The sequence below is a fragment of the Kribbella sp. NPDC050124 genome (genome assembly GCF_044460355.1).
Lineage (GTDB): Bacteria > Actinomycetota > Actinomycetes > Propionibacteriales > Kribbellaceae > Kribbella.
In genome coordinates this window covers 47,664-63,564 of sequence record NZ_JBITJU010000036.1, presented here as the reverse complement: position 1 = coordinate 63,564, position 15,901 = coordinate 47,664, and the positions used below count along the sequence as shown (strand labels likewise).

Below are 15,901 nucleotides of genomic sequence, written 5' to 3'. Positions count from 1 at the left end.
GGTCGGCGGAGCGGCGTACGACGAGTTTGGCGTCCACGGGGATGACGGAGCCGAAGTTGTTGTAGAGGCGGTCGTAGTCGAAGACGTCGACGGAGCGGGCTACCCGGTCGACGACCGCGCCGGACAGGGGGATGCGGTTCGGGTAGCTGCGCATGAAGCTGACCGAGGTGCGGTCCGGGTTGGCGAAGATGGTGTCGCCGGACAGCACCACACCCTTGCCCTCGGCACCTTCGGCCCAGTGGGTGATCGCGCTGCCCGGGAAATGGCCGCCGGGCTGGATCACGGTGAGGCCCGGCAGCGGCGTGAGCTTGCCCGACCAGGTCTGGATGACCGGGTCCTGCCGCGCGACCCACTCGGCGTCCGCCTCGGACACGTACACCGGGACGTTGCCCAGCCGATGGCTCCACTCGACCTGAACGCCGTACATGTGCGGGTGGCTGGCGATGATCCCGACGACCTCGCCGAGCTCGCGGAGACGCCGTACGGCGTCGTCGTCGACGTACCCGATCGGGTCCCAGAGCAGGTTCCCCCCGTCGGTCTGGACCAGCATCGACTGCTGGCCGATCCCGGTCGGCGGCTTCGACGTGATGCCGTACAGCCGCGGTTCCACCTCCTCGATCGCCACCGTGGTCCCGGCGGCGGCCAGTTCCTCGAGCGTGGTCCAGTGCTGTCCGTCGGCCGGCACCCACTGGCGTTCGTCGGCGCAGATCGCGCAGACCTCGACCCGCTCGGAGTGCTCGACCGCACAGGTCGCACAGATCCAGAAACTCACCGTGTTCTCCCCTCGATGTGACCCGGGCGACATCCCGGGCCGATGCGGCAGTCTCGAATGTCAAGCCAGGTTGAAGTCAACTCCTCCAGGCGCACACCCGTCGAGGGCCACTGAGAGGCTGCCCGGTTGGGCCACTTGGAGAGCGATGTCACACCTGTCAGGACATTTGGAGCCTGATCACAGGACTAGCATCGAACCGGCCTGGTTTTCGCCCGGCCGAGCCGGTCGCGGCAGCCGCACGGCTCTGGTCCGAGATCCGATCGGAGGATCGGTTTGCCCAGCAAACCAGCCGGCACGCTGTACCGCGGCCGGGAGGGCATGTGGTCATGGGTCGCGCACCGCATCACCGGCGTGGGGATCTTCTTCTTCCTGCTGGTGCACGTGCTCGACACCGCGCTGGTCCGGGTCTCCCCGGAGGCGTACAACGAGGTCATCGGCACCTACAAGAACCCGATCGTCGGCCTGCTCGAGGTCGGCCTGGTGGCCGCCATCCTGTTCCACGCCTTCAACGGCATCCGGTTGATCCTGGTGGACTTCTGGGCCAAGGGGCCGCGCTACCAGCGCCAGCTGATGATCGGCGTCGGCGTGATCTGGGTGGTGCTGTTCGTGCCGTTCGTGATCCGTCACCTCACCCACGTCTTCGGAGGCTGAGATGTCGGAGATCGCGGCACCCCGGTCCAGCAGCCGGTCGCGGAACCTGAAGGGCGGCGGCCGGAACCGGTCCGGGCAGACCAACTTCGAGCTGTACAGCTGGCTGTTCATGCGGCTGTCCGGTCTCGCCCTCGTCGTACTGGTGCTCGGCCACCTGTTCGTGAACCTGATGCTCGGCGACGGGATCAACGCGCTGGACTTCGGTTTCGTGGCCGGCAAGTGGGCCAACCCGCTGTGGCAGGTCTGGGACCTGCTGATGCTGTGGCTGGCGATGCTGCACGGCACCAACGGACTGCGCACGATCATCAACGACTACGCCGAGAAGGACCAGACCCGGTTCTGGCTGAAGTCCCTGCTGATCACCGCGTCGATCGTGATCGTCGTGCTCGGCACCCTGGTGATCTTCACCTTCGACCCCTGCCTCGACCCGAACAGCACGCTGTCGGTCTGCAGCAAGTAAGGATCTCTGAAAATGCAGCGCCATCAGTACGACGTCGTCATCGTCGGCGCGGGCGGAGCCGGTATGCGCGCCGCCCTCGAGTCCAGCAAGCGGACCCGGACCGCGGTGCTCACCAAGCTCTACCCGACCCGCTCGCACACCGGCGCGGCCCAGGGCGGCATGTGCGCCGCGCTGGCCAACGTCGAGGAGGACAACTGGGAGTGGCACACCTTCGACACGGTCAAGGGTGGTGACTTCCTGGTCGACCAGGACGCGGCCGAGGTGATGTGCCGCGAGGCGGTCGACGCGGTCCTCGACCTGGAGAAGATGGGCCTGCCGTTCAACCGGACCGCCGAGGGCAAGATCGACCAGCGGTTCTTCGGCGGCCACACCCGCAACCACGGCGAGGCCGTCGTACGGCGTTCGTGCTTCGCGGCCGACCGCACCGGCCACATGATCCTGCAGACGCTGTACCAGCAGTGCATCAAGCAGAACGTGGAGTTCTTCAACGAGTTCTACGTCCTCGACCTGCTGATGACCGACGGCCGGGCCAGCGGCGTGGTCGCCTACGAGCTGGCCACCGGCGAGCTGCACGTGTTCTCGGCCAAGTCGGTGATCTTCGCCTCCGGCGGGTTCGGCAAGGTCTTCCGTACGACGTCCAACGCGCACACGCTGACCGGCGACGGGATGGGCATCGTCTGGCGCAAGGGCCTGCCGCTGGAGGACATGGAGTTCTTCCAGTTCCACCCGACCGGCCTGGCGGGTCTCGGCGTACTGCTGTCGGAGGCCGCCCGTGGTGAGGGCGGGATCCTGCGGAACAAGGACAACGAGCGGTTCATGGAACGCTACGCGCCGACGGTCAAGGACCTGGCGCCGCGGGACATGGTCGCGCGGGCGATGGCGAACGAGGTGCGCGAGGGTCGCGGCTGCGGGCCGGACGGCGCGTACGTGATGCTCGACCTGACCCACCTGGAGCCGGCCCACATCGACGCGAAACTGCCGGACATCACCGAGTTCGCCCGCACCTACCTGGGCGTGGAGCCGTACACCGAGCAGATCCCGGTGTTCCCGACCGCGCACTACGCGATGGGCGGCATCCCGACCAACATCAAGGGCGAGGCGCTGGCCAACAACGACGACGTGATCCCCGGTCTGTACGCCGCGGGCGAGGTCGCCTGCGTGTCGGTGCACGGCGCGAACCGGCTGGGCACGAACTCGCTGCTCGACATCAACGTGTTCGGCCGCCGGGCCGGCATCGCGGCCGCCGAGTACGCCGAGACCGCGGTCTTCGAGGAGCTGCCGGACGCCCCGGAGACGTTCGTCGTCGACCTGGTCGAGGGGCTGCGGAACGCCACCGGTGACGAGCGGGTGGCCGCGATCCGCGCCGACCTGCAGGCCACCATGGACCTGAACGCGCAGGTGTACCGGACCGAGGGCTCGCTGAAGCAGGCGCTGGTCGACATCGAGGCGCTGAAGGAGCGGTTCGCCCGGGTCGCCGTGCAGGACAAGGGCAAGCGGTTCAACACCGACCTGCTCGAGGCCGTCGAGCTCGGCTTCCTGATCGACCTGGCCGAGGTGCTGGTGGTGGGCGCGCTCGCACGCAAGGAGTCCCGCGGCGGTCACTTCCGCGAGGACTACGACAAGCGCGACGACGTCAACTTCATGCGGCACACGATGGCGTACCGCGAGGTCGATGCCGAGGGCAACATCAACATCCGGCTCGACTACAAGCCGGTCGTACAGACCCGCTACAAGCCGATGGAGCGCAAGTACTGATGGACGTCAAGGTCAAGATCCTCCGGTACAACCCCGAGGTCGTCGACGAGGCCGAGTGGAAGACGTACTCCGTCACCCTGCAGCCGACCGACCGCGTCCTGGACGCGCTGCACAAGATCAAGTGGGACCAGGACGGCACGCTGACCTTCCGCCGGTCCTGCGCGCACGGCGTCTGCGGCTCCGACGCGATGCGGATCAACGGCCGCAACCGGCTGGCCTGCAAGACGCTGATCAAGGACCTGAACCCGGAGAAGGAGATCACCGTCGAGCCCATCAAGGGCCTGCCGGTGCTCAAGGACCTGGTCGTCGACATGGAGCCGTTCTTCGACGCGTACCGCTCGGTGATGCCGTTCCTGGTCACCAGCGGCCACGAGCCGACCCGGGAGCGGATCCAGTCGCAGGCCGACCGGGACCGGTTCGACGACACCACCAAGTGCATCCTGTGCGCGGCCTGTACGACGTCCTGCCCGGTGTTCTGGTCCGACGGCCAGTACTTCGGCCCGCAGGCGATCGTCGGCGCGCACCGGTTCATCTTCGACAGCCGCGACGAGGGCACCGAGCAGCGGCTGGAGATCCTGAACGACAAGGAGGGCGTCTGGCGCTGCCGGACCACCTTCAACTGCACCGACGCGTGCCCGCGCGGTATCGAGGTCACCAAGGCGATCCAGGAAGTGAAGCGTGCCCTGATCTTCCGGCGCGTCTGACCCCGCGGCAGCCCGACGCCCCTGGACCGGTCCGGTCCAGGGGCCTTTTCGTCGCCTGGGTGACGGCCGTCCGTCGGCTCCGTCTCGGCTTCGTCACGGAGGGATTGCGAAAGCTGACTGAAAGTGATCTGAAAGCGGGGGCGCTTTCGCTGGAGGTGTTGCAGCACCACCAACTCGAGGGAGACGAAGATGAACCGCAAGCGGGTAGCAGCGACTCTGGTCTGTGGACTGGCACTGGCGGCGTTCGCCGCGATCACCCCGGCGGCGGCCGCCGAGAGCGCGCCGACCGCCGGCAACGTGCGGATGTGGGAGGACCCCGACTACAGCGGCAGCCTGTACGTCGACGCGACGCCGGCCAACTGCCCGGACGGCCACCTGGCGCTACTTCGAGCCGCGTTGAGGACTGTCGAGCTGGGACGCGTGGCAAGCCAGGTACATGGTGAGGGTGCTGCGGTGGTCGCGCCAAGGGCGGCCGGTGAGGCGTTCGATCTTCTCCAGGCGGTAGATCAACGTGTTGCGGTGGATGTGCAGGGTGTCGGCGGTCCGCACCAGGTTGAAGCCGCTCTCACACCAGGCGATCAGGGTAGCCCGGAGCTCCGGCCAGTCCGGGTGGGTCGCCAGCGGACCTGCCACGACTGACACCAGCCGGGACCGGGCTCGGTGACCGACCGCCGCGAGCACCTGATGCGCACGCAAGCCGTCGATCACGTACGACGTCTCACCCGGCGCGCACCCCTTGCCGAGGTGGAGCGCATCACCGGCGTCGGCGTACGCCTCCTGCAAGGCCGCAATCCCCCTCGCGGCTCCGCCGATGCCTGCCCGCGATCCGAACCCGTGCCCGGCCGCGATCGCCCGTACGGCGGCCTGCCCGAACCGCAGCCGGTCCTCGGCGGTGCCACCGCTGCGGCGTCCGAGCACCGGCAGTACGGCGAACCGCCCGGCGGTCATCGCGGCCACCAGGTCGGCCGAGCCGAAGGTCTGGCGCAGGGTCCGGAGCAGCTCCGGCCGCAGGGTGGCGACGTCCGATCTGCCGCCGTCGGCGGCCGGCACCGGCTCGTCCACCTCGACGATCACGACCGTGCGGGCAACGCCGAGGTCGAAGCCGAGCTCGTTCGCCCGGCCGGCCAGGAACGCCGGGTCGACGACGTCGGCGTCGAAGGAGCCGATGTCGCGGACGAGCTCCTCGAGCGCCCGCTCGCGGAGCAGTCGCGACCGGAGCTCGACCGACTCCTGCAGCAGGATCTCGGTCTGCCGCCGGACCACCAGGCCGAACCGTCGCACCTGCCGCGGCGACCCGGTGATGCCGACCGTCCCGACCGCTTCGCCGTCGATCACGATCGGCAGCGTCATCCCGGGTTTGACGCCGCGCAGCCGCTGTGCCTCGGCCGCGGTGTGCCAGGCCGCCTGCTGGGACGCCAGCACGTCGACCGACGCCTCGTGGAAGCTGCCCACCCGGCTCGGATCTCCGCTGCCGATCACGATGCCGTGGTCGTCGGTGATGAGCACGTTGTAGCCGATCACCTCGGAGGTCTCCCGGGCGATCTGCTGGGCCAGCGGAGCGGAAAGCATCTTGGACGAAGCGTACAAGGAGGGCCTCTGATGATCATCAACTCCTGGATCAGACGTCCAATGACGAGGCCCGACGACGTCTCTAGCCTTGAAGAAATCGGGGTGAGACACGGAAAGGCACGCCATGTCGAAGACTCTCCTGGCCCGGTCGCGGGTCGCTCCCCTGCTCACCGTCGCCGCACTGCTGATCAGCACGCTGACCGGATGCGGTGACGACTCCGAGGCACCGGTGTCCGACGCGGCCGCGGCGCTCGGCACGATCGAGCCCGGTGTCCTCAAGGTCGCCATCCAGCCGTACGCGCCGTACACCTCGCTGGTGGGCGACAAGCTGGCCGGCCTGGACGCCGACATCCTCAACGCGGTGGCCGGGAAGCTCGGGCTGACCGTCAAGCCCGAGCTCACCGACTTCGCCGGAATGCTGGCGAGTGTCCAGTCCCGGCGGGTCGACATCACCATCGGGGGTGTCGCCTGGACCGCCGATCGGCAGAAGCAGGGGCTGTTCACCGATCCGCCGTACTACTCGCCACCCGCGATGGCCGTCCGCAGCGGTGAGCACTACCAGACCGTGAACGACCTGCAGGGCAAGGATCTCGGGACCGTCGAAGGCTATGTCTGGGTCAAGTCGATCCAGGCCGTGCCGGGCGCCAAGCTGCACGCGTACCCGGACGGCAACGGGGTATTCGACGACCTCGGGGCCGGGCGCATCAACGTGGGGTTCCTGGACCCGCTGCTGGTCCTGGCCGCGCAGAAGGAACGACCGGAGCTCAAGGTCGAGACGCAGTACCTCACGCCGCCGACCGATGCGGAAGTCAAGGCGCGGCCGCAATACGAGTATTTCCGCCCGTACATGACCAGCTTCTACCTGCCCAAGCAGGCGACCGCGCTGGAGAAGGCGATCTCGGAGCAACTGCGGGCGATGTACGCCAGCGGTGAGCTGACCAAGCTGATCGAGAAGTACGGCGGCGCGCCCGAGCAGTTCCTGAAGCCCGCGCCGGAGATCGCGGCCACCCGGCGCGGTGTCGACCGGCCCGCGGACTGGCAACCTCCGTCGATCTGAGGACCCCTGATGCTGACCCAACTCTTCGAGGTGCCCTGGTCGGACTACTCACCGGCCCTGCTCGACGGACTCGGCCGGACCGTCGCCTACACGATCGCGAGCTTCGCCGGGGCCGCCGTACTCGGCCTGGTGCTGGCCCTGCTCCGGGTGAGCAAGCACCGTGCGCTCCGGGCGCCGGCCGCGGTCTACACCGAGGTGTTCAAGAACATCCCGCTGCTCGCGATCATCTTCGTCACCTACTTCGGGCTGGCCTCGGCCGGCCTGAAGCTCGACGTGTTCAGCGCCGGCTGCGTGAGCCTGATCGTCTTCTACGCGGCCTATCTGTCGGAGATCTTCCGGTCCGCGATCGCCGGCGTCCACGGCGGCCAGCAGGAGGCGGCCGAGGCGCTCGGCCTCGGCCGGATCAGCACCTTCGCGTACGTCGTCTTCCCGCAGGCACTGCGGTCGGCCCTGCCTGGCACGAACACGATGCTGGTCGACCTGCTGAAGTCGACATCGTTGCTGGTCACCATCTCAGCGGCCGAACTGATGTCCGAGGGCCGGCTGATCACGTCGGCGACGTTCCGCGCGCTCGAGGTCTACCTGGTGATCGCGGCCATCTACTTCGCGCTGTGCTACCCGCTGTCCCAAGGGTTGCTCTGGCTCGAGCGGCGGATCCGGGCCGGCGTGCCGCTGACTCCCCGGCGGCGCCGGCGCTTGACGGCCGCCCGGGCGCTGCTCGCCACGCAGGACGGAGTCTCGTCATGAAGCTCAGCGTGGCGCACCCGGACGTCGTCGTACGGATCGAGAACCTGAGCAAGTCGTTCGACGGGCGGCTGGTGCTCGACGGGGTGAGCCTGACCGTCCGGCACAAGAAGATCGTCGCGATCATCGGCCAGAGCGGCGGCGGCAAGACCACCCTGCTGCGCTGCCTGAACCTGCTCGAGCGACCGGACCACGGCCTGCTGGAGGTAGCCGGCGAGACGATCTTCGCCGGCGACGAGATGCACTGCCGCGACCTGGCGAAGCTACGGCAGTCGGTTGGCATGGTGTTCCAGCGGTTCAACCTGTTCCCGCACCTGAGCGCGGTGGAGAACGTGATGCTCGCGCAGCTGCGGGCCGGGATTCCAGAGCGTGACGCGCTGGAGCGGGCGGTCCAGCTGCTCCGGCGGGTCGGGCTCGCCCATCGCGGAATCGCCTATCCGGAGCAGATGTCGGGCGGCGAGCAGCAACGAGTCGCCATCGCACGGGCGCTGGCGTTGCGGCCCAACGTTCTGCTGTTCGACGAGCCCACGTCGTCGCTGGACCCTGAGTCGACCGCGGAGGTGCTCCGAGTGATGCGTGAACTGGCCGACGACGGGATGACGATGGTGCTGGTGACGCACGAGCTCCCCTTCGCGCGGGAGGTGGCCGACTGGGTCGTGTTCGTCGACGGTGGACGCATCGTCGAGGAGGGCGAGCCGGCCGAGGTCCTCGGCAAGCCACGTGAGCTGCGGACGCGGACGTTCCTCGCGTCGTACGCGGCGGGGCAGTAGGCAGCGGGATGCGGATCATCGTCGTCGGCGGCGGCGTGATCGGTCTCTGGTCGGCTGTGGAACTGGCCAGGGCCGGTGCGGACGTGACCGTCCTGGACGCCGGGCCGCAGCCGGGCTTCGCATCGCCTGCTGCGGCCGGGTGGGTCGTGCCGGCGCTGTCGGCTCCGTTGTCCGGTCCCGGCGTACTGCTGCACTCCGCCCGCCAGACACTGCGTCGGGAGGCGCCGTTCAGTGTGGCTCCCCGGCTCACGTCGACGTTGCTGCGCTGGCTGGTCGGGTTCGTTCGCAGTGGCTCGGCTCGGCAGTACGCGGCTGGGCTGCGCGCCGTACTGGACCTCGGCGCCGGGTGTGTCGACGATTTCGCCCGGTTGCAGGAGACGGCGGATCTGGAACTCCGGAAGACCGGGTTGCTGATGGCCGCGGTCACGCAGGCAGGTCTGGATGAGGTGGCGCAGCTGGCGGAGGCTACGACCGCTGCCGGGTACAAGGGCGGCTACGAGGTGCTGGACGGGTCGGCGGCTCGCGCTCGCGAACCAGCACTGGGCGCCGCGGTGACTGGCGCCGTACATGCCGTCGACGAGGTACAAGTGCGGCCGGAACACGTACTGCGCGCCTTGCATGATCAACTGGTGAACGCGGGTGGCCGGTTGGTGCTCGGTACGGCGAGCAGGCTGGGACCGGACGGCGGCGGCTGGCGGGTGGAGACCAGTGCGGGGAGTTTCGACTGCGACCGCCTCCTGGTGGCGGCAGGTGCGTGGTCGACCGAGTTGCTGGCTGTGCTCGGCGTACGGCTCCCATTGATGGCGGCAACGGGCTACAGCATCACCACACCGGGCACCGGTCGCGCTCCGCAGATGGCGGTGAAGCTGGTCGAGCCGAGTATCGCGATCACGCCGTTTGCCGACGGCGTCCGCGTGGCCGCACGGCTGGACCTCGGCCGCCCGGGCGGCCCCATCGCCGAACGCCTACTGACAACTGTCCTCAACCGCACGCGGCCGTACTTCGCCGACTGGCGTCCAGGGTTGTCGACGGCAACTTTCTCCGGCATGCGTCCAGCCACTCCGGACAGCCTGCCGTTGATCGGTCCCGTCCCCGGCCACCCCGGCCTGTACGTCGCCACCGGCCACGGGATGCTCGGCCTCACTCTGGCGCCGGGCACCGCGCACCACGTCGTACCTCTGGTCCTGTCGGACGAGCGCCCGCTGGAGCTGAAACCCTTCGCCCCCGAGCGCTACTTGCTCAGGGGTGCTTGGACGCGCCCTTGAGGACCTTGTCGACCGCGTTCTTCGGCCCGTACACGGCGATGCCCACCAGGTCGAGCTCCTCGGTCCGCACCGCCTTCACCGCGGCCCGATTGTCCCGGTCATTGCCCGTAGCAAACAGTTCCTGGGTGAACACGGCACACTCCACACCCCGCCGTACCGCCCGCTCATGCGCCACCCGCATGAACTCCTTGTCCCCCTCGAACACCATCACCGGCTGCCGAAACATCGGCAGGTAGGTCTGCCCATCCGCATCCTCGTACGGCTCCCCCACCACCTCCGGACGAGTCCCCGCAATCCCACTCACCAGGAAGGCGGTCACATTGACCCGCTGCCACGCCGCCAAGTCCTCCCGCAGCACCACAGCAATCTTCGTCTCGAACCGCACCGGCTCACTCACACTGTCCACCCCACCACCATCCCGCCTCGGAGCCGCCCCGGCTTGTACGTTCCTAGCGTCTCCCCGTCCCCCGGCCCCCGGCTCCCCGGCCCTCCGGCCGTCCGACGTTCGAGGGGATGTCCGGCTCTTGTGTCGGATGTGTGAGTCGCAGAAGTCCTGCTGTCCCCGCGCAGGTTGGTGGACGCACCCCGGCAGTCCTGGAGCCGCGGGCCGCGGACCGCGATCGGCTCCCGTGTCTGCCGTGGGGTGTGAGCTGGATGGGCCCCGCGCGAATCCTGGCCGGGGCGGCCGGTCAGCCCGGACGCTGGCCGGTGCCGGGGCAGAAAGCGGGCGGGAAGGCGGGGGCTTGAACACCGTCTGGTGGGTGAGGACAGGACACAACAGGTCCCCGCCCACGGCTTCTTGTCCAAGCCCCCGGTGACTGCCCAACTCCCGGAGCTGCCCAGCTCCCGGCAACTGTCCCAGCCCCTCCGGCGCCTGTCCCAGCCCCCCAGGTGACTGTCGCACCACTGGGGCCGGCATCGGGCAAAGGGGGCGGTTCGACAGGTGGTGTCCGGGGGCTGGGTAGTGCACCTGAGCGTGGGTGTCGGCGAGTGTACGGCGTGACGCGGTGCACTACCTGTCGAGCTGCACGCTGACCCGACGCGCCGCCGCATCACTCACACATCCAACCCAAGAGCCGGATATCCCTTCAAATGGTGGGTTCTCTACTCGCATACGAGTAGAGAACCCACAACCCGCGTGGTTATCCCTGCAGTTTGCCGGGGCGGCAGGAGTTGCCGCGGCGCCCATCACCAGTTCGCGCGAGCCGACCGCAGTCGTTCACCCCACAGCACAGTCCACTCGCCGAACACCTGCCCACGCGACCAACCACCGCGGCGCCGCTGAAGGCGGTGTCGTTTGGGGTGTCGTTCAGCAGTAGGGCGGGTTGGTGGTTACTGCGGTGGCTACGCGGAGGAAGAGGTTGAAGAGGCGGTAGAGGTGGGGCATGTCGGCTTGGACGGTGATGGTGCGGTCGTCGCGGCGGGTTACGTCTGGGATGGCGGTCAGGTGGGAGACGACTGAGGCGGATTGCCAGCGGACGGTCAGTTCGCGGCTGGTGGAGCGGTTGAGCGGGAGAGGCGGGAGGGACGCGAGGGCGGACGCGGCGGTTCGCTCGATAGCGGCCTGGGCGTCGGGGACGGGGACGAGTTCGGCGGCGAAGCGGTCCTTGGCGTACTTGACCGGAACAACAGCCACGTTCGGGTCCAAGGCGGTCATTTCGGCGCAGGCGGTGTCGTCGCCGGTGAGCATCGCGACAGGTACGCCGTACGCGGCGGCCGCGGCGTGGAAGAGGCCGATCTCGCCGGTGACCTGGTCGTCGAGCCAGATGTCCTCGATCTCGTGTCCCATGAAGCTGTGACTGAGTACGCCGAGCACCCCGGCGCGGGCGTGGTAACCGATGCAGAGCGCGGCGTCGTACTCGCTCGTCAGCCCCTCCATCATGCCCAGCGGCTTCGGGCGGCCCTTGATCAGCGTGGCGCGCCGGTCGAGCAGGTCGGGCAACAGGTTGCGCATCGGGCCGTGCGCGTCGTTCACGAGTACGGCGGTCGCGCCCGCCTCGTACGCACCCCGGATCGCCGCGTTCGTGTCCTCGGTCATCAGCACTCGGCCGCGCTCGTAGTCACGTCCCGGCGGCTGGACGTCCTCCGCGTCGACCACCCCGGTGACGCCCTCCATGTCCACACTCAGATACACCTTCACGGCAGGCAGCGTATGTTCTGAAGAGTGAACGGTGGCGCCGAGGTCAGGGCTTGGCGACCCGCGCTGAGCGGGGTCGTCGAGGTGCTGCACGCCCACTTCCCGTCGCATGCGTACCCGAGCCACACCCACGACGCCTGGACGGTCCTGATCGTCGACGAGGGCGCCGTACGGTACGACCTGGACCACCGCGAACACGGCCTGGCCCAAGCTCAGGTCTCACTGCTGCCACCGAACGTCCCGCACGACGGCCGCTCGGTCCGCCCCGAGGGCTTCCGCAAGCGGGTCCTCTACCTGGAGCCCGATCGCCTGGGGGACAACGTGATCGGCGCCGCCGTCGACCAGCCCGAGTACGTCGACCCCGTCCTAAGACACCGCATCCACCAACTCCACGGCGTACTCCGAGACGGCAAGGAAGACCTGGAAGCGCAGAGCCGGCTCACGCTGATCGAGGAGCGCCTGCGCCAGCACCTCCGGCGGAACGTCGCCGACCCACCGGACCGGCGCGACCCCGGGCTGGCAAGGCGGTTGCGCGACGTACTGGATGGCCATGTGCCGGCCGGGATCACGCTGGACGACGCGGCGAAGTTGGTGCATGCACATCCAACGCACCTGGTGCGGGCGTTCAGTCGGGAGTACGGGATGCCGCCGCACCTGTATCTGACCGGGCGGCGCGTGGACCTGGCCCGGCGGTATCTGCTCGACGGCTGTCCGCCCGCCGAGGTGGCGACGCTGGCCGGCTTCTACGACCAGTCACACCTCAACCGGCACTTCCGGAAGATGCTCGGCGTCACACCGGCGAGTTTTGTACGGCGCTAGCCTTCGAGGCCTTGTACGCCTTGACGCCCCAGGTGCCGAGCACACCGGCGATCAGCAGGTTCACGACGATCAGGATCGTGTGCGCGACGTAGTACCCGGTCGGGCGCCCCTCGGTGTCGGCCAGCGCCTTGATGAAGCGCAGGTAGGTCACCACGTTCCAGACCGCGATGCCGATCAGGACGAAAGCGTGCTTGCGTTCGAGTTTCACGCTGTCATTGTCCCAAGACGGGGCGGCCGCGCCTCACTCGGCCGCCCCGGCGCGAGGGGCGAGCTCACTGCGAAAGACCTTCGTCCATCGCGGAGCGGACGGCAAGGGATGCCAAGCTACCGGCGGGTCACTCAAGGGTCTCCCTGCAGACCGGTACGGCGTTCAACTACGGATTCGGCCGATCGACCATGCGCAGAAGCTGGGTTCGGTTGGCCACACCGAAGCGCCGGTAGAGCCGGGTGAGCTGGGACTCGACGGCCTTGACGCTGAGGTAGAGGGCGGCGGCGATCTCGCGGTTGGTGGAGCCGTCGCGGACCATCGACACGATCTGCAGCTCGTTGTCGGTCAGCTCCGACGGCTGCCGGCTGCGGCTCGGTACGTCGAGGCGCGCGAGCTCGGTCTCCGCCACCTCACGCCAAGCTGGGGCGCCGTACGCCTCGAACTGCTCGATCGCGTCCAGGAAGGCCGTCCGCGCGACCGAACGGCGGCGAGCCTGCCGGGCGACGCGGCCGCGCGTGAGCTCGCATCGGGCCAGGTCGAGCGGGTAGACGCGGTCCCCCGCCGTACTGATCGTCTTCTCCAACAAGTCCAGCGCGGCGGCCGGATCTCCTTGTTTGGCAATCAGCAACGCCTCGGAGCGCGCCAGCCCGACCCGCACGACCGCACGGTCCAGGGTCTCGGCACGACGGCGGATCTCGGCGATCAACGTCGCCGCGTCCTCCAGCCGCCCGGCCGCGACCAAGGCCTCCGCGTAGTCCGCGTGCCACGGGATGACGGCCGGGTCGAACGGCATCGCCGCCTCCCCCGAGTCCGCGATCGCGTCGAACGCCTCCACCGCGCGCTGCGGATCCCCGGTCAGCACGCCGATCAGGCCAAGCGAAGCCAGGGCAGGCCCGGTCCACTCGTCGTTCCCGACCAGGCGGACCTGCTCCAGCGCAGCCTCGGCCAAGTGCCGGCCGATCGCCGCCGTACCGCCGACCCACTCCGCGCGGCTCGCGATGATCATGCCGACCTCGGCTTCTTCGCCGATGTCCTGCATCAACTGGTAGCACTCGTGGCCCGCGGCGAGTGCGTCCGCGCCCCGCCCGCTGCGTTCGTAGATCGCGGTCGCCGAGATCAGCACGGACGCCAGCCACCGCATCGCCCCGCCGTCGCGGACCTCGTCCACCAGCGCGCTGATCGACGAGATCGCCTCCGTGGTCCGGCCGCGGAACAACTCCCGCATCGCCGCCATCTGCCGCGCGTTGACCACGGTCTTGGTGAGCGGCAGGTCATGCGACAGCTCGGCCGCCTGCTGCAGCAGCGCGTCCGCGGTCTGCTCGGCATCCCGCGCGATCTGCACCGACGAAGCCGCACTCAGCGCGTCGACGACCGCCTCGGTGTCCCCGCACTCCCGGGCCAGCCGTTCGGCGACCCGCGCGTCCTCCTGCGCCTCGTCAAGGCGGCGGTCGAAGTACTCACTGTGGCTGCGCATGATCCGGACCCGCGCCTCGAGCCGCGTGTTCCCGACCGCGGCCTCGAACGCCTCGGCCAGCAACTCCACCCGCCGGTCCCGATCGGGCCACGCGGCGTCCACCAGCAGCAACAGCGCCGGCACCTTCGTCTCTGGATTCGTTGCCGCCTGTACGGCGTGACGCGCCATCTCGGCCGACTCCGCGAGGTGACCGGCAGCCGCGGCGTCGTCGGCGGCTCGGGTCAGGCGTCGAGCACGGTCGTCGGGCAGGCTGATCGGCGTACGCTCGGCGGCCAGTCGCCACAGCGTCGCAGCCGCACCGGGCGCACCACGGCCGGCCGCGACGGCGGCGGCCTCCTCGATGGTGACGGCAAGCTCGGGGTTGGCCTCCTGCGTGGCGAGCGCACGGTGGGTCGCGTTCTCGACCGGCTCGTCGACCACGGCCGCGAGCTGCGCGTGAGCCTGACGACGAGCAGCCGACGTCGCCTCGGCGTACACGAACTCCCTCAACAGTGGATGCGTGAACCGCAGCCGCTCGGAGGACACGTCGACCAGCCCGAGCGCCTCCGCCTCGGCCAACTCGCCGTCGATCGGCCGGCCCAGGGACTGCGCGATCTGAGTCGTGGTCGGGCGCGGTGACGAGGCTGCGTGGAGCAGGAGCTCGTGCGCACCGGTCGAGAGGTCGGCCAAGCGGTCGCCGAGCAGGGTCTTGAGCCGGCTGGACACTGGGAGCGGATCGTTCGGCGAGACACCCTGCGGATGCCGGAGCACGGCGCGGCCGAGCTCCAGCGCCATGAAGGGATTCCCTGCGCTCGCCGTGAAGATGCGGCGGGCCGTGCGCACCGGCAGCGGGCTGGACAGACGCTGCCGCAGCAGACCGAGCACGTCGGGCTCAGTGAGTGGCGGCACCTCCAATTGCAGCACGGGCTCGGGGCACGCATCGGCCATCACCGGGAGGTCGCCGTCAGCCACCTGCTCGGTGGCGAGCATGTGCACCCCGTCGGTCAGCCGGCGGGCGCAGAAGGTCAGGACCTCGAGGCTGGAGGGGTCCACCCACTGGATGTCGTCCACCACGAGCAGCACCGGCCCACCGGCCGCCAGGCGACGGAGAACATGCAGTACGGCGAGGCGCACGGCCAGCTCGTCGCGGACAGTGTCCGGCGCACTGGCCTTCAGCAGAGCCACCTCGAGCGGCTGGCGGAGGTGGTCGGGCAGGACCTGCCAGGCCAGCTCCAACTGGTTGGACAGCAGGTCGAGAAGGGTGACGTACGGGAGACCGGCTTCGGACTGGGACGGAGCGGCGCTGAGCACCCGGCAGCCCGCCTTGGTGCGATCCGCGACCAGCGCGCGGCCGAGAGCTGACTTGCCGATCCCGGTCGGGCCGTAGAGCAGCACGCTGCCGCTGGTCTCGAGCTGCTTCCGCGCACGCTCGACCAGTCCGGCGCGCCCGACCAGCTCGTCGTCAGTCATCGATCACATAACTCCTCGAAGGCCGCCATCCTTTTTACTGGCCCTCGCCGATTATCACAGGCAACGA

At 69.1% G+C, this 15,901-nt stretch carries 15 protein-coding genes; 9 read left to right on the top strand and 6 right to left on the bottom strand.

Annotated features, from left to right (window positions below; all coding sequences use genetic code 11):
* Positions 1 to 772, bottom strand: a 772-nt coding sequence (locus ACIBL3_RS43615; RefSeq protein ID WP_396359906.1) for an MBL fold metallo-hydrolase, incomplete at its 3' end; no start/stop codon positions are given.
* Positions 773 to 1,090: 318 nt separating this feature from the next.
* On the opposite strand from ACIBL3_RS43615, the gene sdhC reads away from it, so the two are divergent.
* The 4 genes from sdhC to ACIBL3_RS43595 are packed head-to-tail and all read left to right on the top strand — an operon-like array spanning position 1,091 to position 4,342.
* Positions 1,091 to 1,423, top strand: a complete 333-nt coding sequence (gene sdhC / locus ACIBL3_RS43610; RefSeq protein WP_328526863.1) for a succinate dehydrogenase, cytochrome b556 subunit — start codon at positions 1,091 to 1,093, stop codon at positions 1,421 to 1,423.
* Position 1,424: 1 nt separating this feature from the next.
* Positions 1,425 to 1,883: a succinate dehydrogenase hydrophobic membrane anchor subunit gene (locus ACIBL3_RS43605; protein ID WP_396359905.1), complete on the top strand. Its 459-nt coding sequence runs from the start codon at positions 1,425 to 1,427 to the stop codon at positions 1,881 to 1,883.
* 12 nt (positions 1,884 to 1,895) lie between these two features.
* Positions 1,896 to 3,638 (top strand): succinate dehydrogenase flavoprotein subunit, encoded by a 1,743-nt coding sequence (gene sdhA, locus ACIBL3_RS43600; protein WP_396359904.1) that lies wholly within the window; start codon positions 1,896 to 1,898, stop codon positions 3,636 to 3,638.
* The gene (locus ACIBL3_RS43595) at positions 3,638 to 4,342 is read left to right on the top strand and encodes a succinate dehydrogenase iron-sulfur subunit (RefSeq protein ID WP_132326561.1); all 705 of its coding nucleotides are present in this window, start codon (positions 3,638 to 3,640) and stop codon (positions 4,340 to 4,342) included. Before sdhA ends, ACIBL3_RS43595 begins: the two co-directional genes overlap by 1 nt.
* 381 nt (positions 4,343 to 4,723) lie before the next feature.
* Here the strand turns inward: ACIBL3_RS43595 and ACIBL3_RS43590 are convergent, their stop codons facing one another.
* Entirely contained in the window at positions 4,724 to 5,911 is a 1,188-nt protein-coding gene (locus tag ACIBL3_RS43590) for a CdaR family transcriptional regulator (protein WP_396359903.1), read from the bottom strand.
* 124 nt (positions 5,912 to 6,035) lie between these two features.
* On the opposite strand from ACIBL3_RS43590, the gene ACIBL3_RS43585 reads away from it, so the two are divergent.
* Genes ACIBL3_RS43585 through ACIBL3_RS43570 form a run of 4 tightly spaced genes read left to right on the top strand, consistent with a single transcriptional unit; the run spans position 6,036 to position 9,747 of the window.
* Positions 6,036 to 6,968, top strand: a complete 933-nt coding sequence (locus tag ACIBL3_RS43585) for a substrate-binding periplasmic protein (RefSeq protein WP_396359902.1) — start codon at positions 6,036 to 6,038, stop codon at positions 6,966 to 6,968.
* Between the two features lie 9 nt (positions 6,969 to 6,977).
* On the top strand, positions 6,978 to 7,715 hold the full coding sequence (locus tag ACIBL3_RS43580) for an amino acid ABC transporter permease (RefSeq protein ID WP_396359901.1): 738 nt from the start codon (positions 6,978 to 6,980) through the stop codon (positions 7,713 to 7,715).
* Entirely contained in the window at positions 7,712 to 8,482 is a 771-nt protein-coding gene (locus tag ACIBL3_RS43575) for an amino acid ABC transporter ATP-binding protein (protein WP_396359900.1), read from the top strand. The genes ACIBL3_RS43580 and ACIBL3_RS43575 overlap by 4 nt, the downstream gene beginning before the upstream one ends.
* An 8-nt stretch (positions 8,483 to 8,490) precedes the next feature.
* On the top strand, positions 8,491 to 9,747 hold the full coding sequence (locus ACIBL3_RS43570; protein WP_396359899.1) for an NAD(P)/FAD-dependent oxidoreductase: 1,257 nt from the start codon (positions 8,491 to 8,493) through the stop codon (positions 9,745 to 9,747).
* On the opposite strand, the gene ACIBL3_RS43565 is transcribed toward ACIBL3_RS43570, so the two are convergent.
* Both ACIBL3_RS43565 and ACIBL3_RS43560 read right to left on the bottom strand, forming a co-directional pair.
* Positions 9,722 to 10,144 carry a DUF2000 family protein gene (locus ACIBL3_RS43565; protein WP_396359898.1) on the bottom strand — a complete coding sequence of 141 codons (423 nt, stop codon included), beginning with the start codon at positions 10,142 to 10,144 and terminating at the stop codon, positions 9,722 to 9,724. The genes ACIBL3_RS43570 and ACIBL3_RS43565 overlap by 26 nt on opposite strands.
* Positions 10,145 to 11,056: 912 nt before the next feature.
* Positions 11,057 to 11,887 (bottom strand): M55 family metallopeptidase, encoded by an 831-nt coding sequence (locus tag ACIBL3_RS43560; protein WP_396359897.1) that lies wholly within the window; start codon positions 11,885 to 11,887, stop codon positions 11,057 to 11,059.
* 24 nt (positions 11,888 to 11,911) lie between these two features.
* Here ACIBL3_RS43560 and ACIBL3_RS43555 point away from each other — a divergent pair, with 24 nt between their 5' ends.
* Positions 11,912 to 12,703: an AraC family transcriptional regulator gene (locus tag ACIBL3_RS43555; protein WP_396359896.1), complete on the top strand. Its 792-nt coding sequence runs from the start codon at positions 11,912 to 11,914 to the stop codon at positions 12,701 to 12,703.
* On the opposite strand, the gene ACIBL3_RS43550 is transcribed toward ACIBL3_RS43555, so the two are convergent.
* Together ACIBL3_RS43550 and ACIBL3_RS43545 are read right to left on the bottom strand one after the other, a co-directional pair.
* Positions 12,675 to 12,911: an SCO4848 family membrane protein gene (locus tag ACIBL3_RS43550; RefSeq protein ID WP_396359895.1), complete on the bottom strand. Its 237-nt coding sequence runs from the start codon at positions 12,909 to 12,911 to the stop codon at positions 12,675 to 12,677. The genes ACIBL3_RS43555 and ACIBL3_RS43550 overlap by 29 nt on opposite strands.
* Positions 12,912 to 13,077: 166 nt before the next feature.
* Positions 13,078 to 15,834, bottom strand: a complete 2,757-nt coding sequence (locus tag ACIBL3_RS43545) for an AAA family ATPase (protein ID WP_396359894.1) — start codon at positions 15,832 to 15,834, stop codon at positions 13,078 to 13,080.
* Between the last annotated feature and the right edge of the window lie 67 nt (positions 15,835 to 15,901).

Coding starts and splice junctions, on each gene's coding strand:
- sdhC (WP_328526863.1), top strand. CDS start 1,091: ATGTGGTCATGGGTCGCGCACCGCATCACCGGCGTGGGGATCTTCTTC.
- ACIBL3_RS43605 (WP_396359905.1), top strand. CDS start 1,425: ATGTCGGAGATCGCGGCACCCCGGTCCAGCAGCCGGTCGCGGAACCTG.
- sdhA (WP_396359904.1), top strand. CDS start 1,896: ATGCAGCGCCATCAGTACGACGTCGTCATCGTCGGCGCGGGCGGAGCC.
- ACIBL3_RS43595 (WP_132326561.1), top strand. CDS start 3,638: ATGGACGTCAAGGTCAAGATCCTCCGGTACAACCCCGAGGTCGTCGAC.
- ACIBL3_RS43590 (WP_396359903.1), bottom strand. CDS start 5,911: ATGCTTTCCGCTCCGCTGGCCCAGCAGATCGCCCGGGAGACCTCCGAG.
- ACIBL3_RS43585 (WP_396359902.1), top strand. CDS start 6,036: ATGTCGAAGACTCTCCTGGCCCGGTCGCGGGTCGCTCCCCTGCTCACC.
- ACIBL3_RS43580 (WP_396359901.1), top strand. CDS start 6,978: ATGCTGACCCAACTCTTCGAGGTGCCCTGGTCGGACTACTCACCGGCC.
- ACIBL3_RS43575 (WP_396359900.1), top strand. CDS start 7,712: ATGAAGCTCAGCGTGGCGCACCCGGACGTCGTCGTACGGATCGAGAAC.
- ACIBL3_RS43570 (WP_396359899.1), top strand. CDS start 8,491: ATGCGGATCATCGTCGTCGGCGGCGGCGTGATCGGTCTCTGGTCGGCT.
- ACIBL3_RS43545 (WP_396359894.1), bottom strand. CDS start 15,834: ATGACTGACGACGAGCTGGTCGGGCGCGCCGGACTGGTCGAGCGTGCG.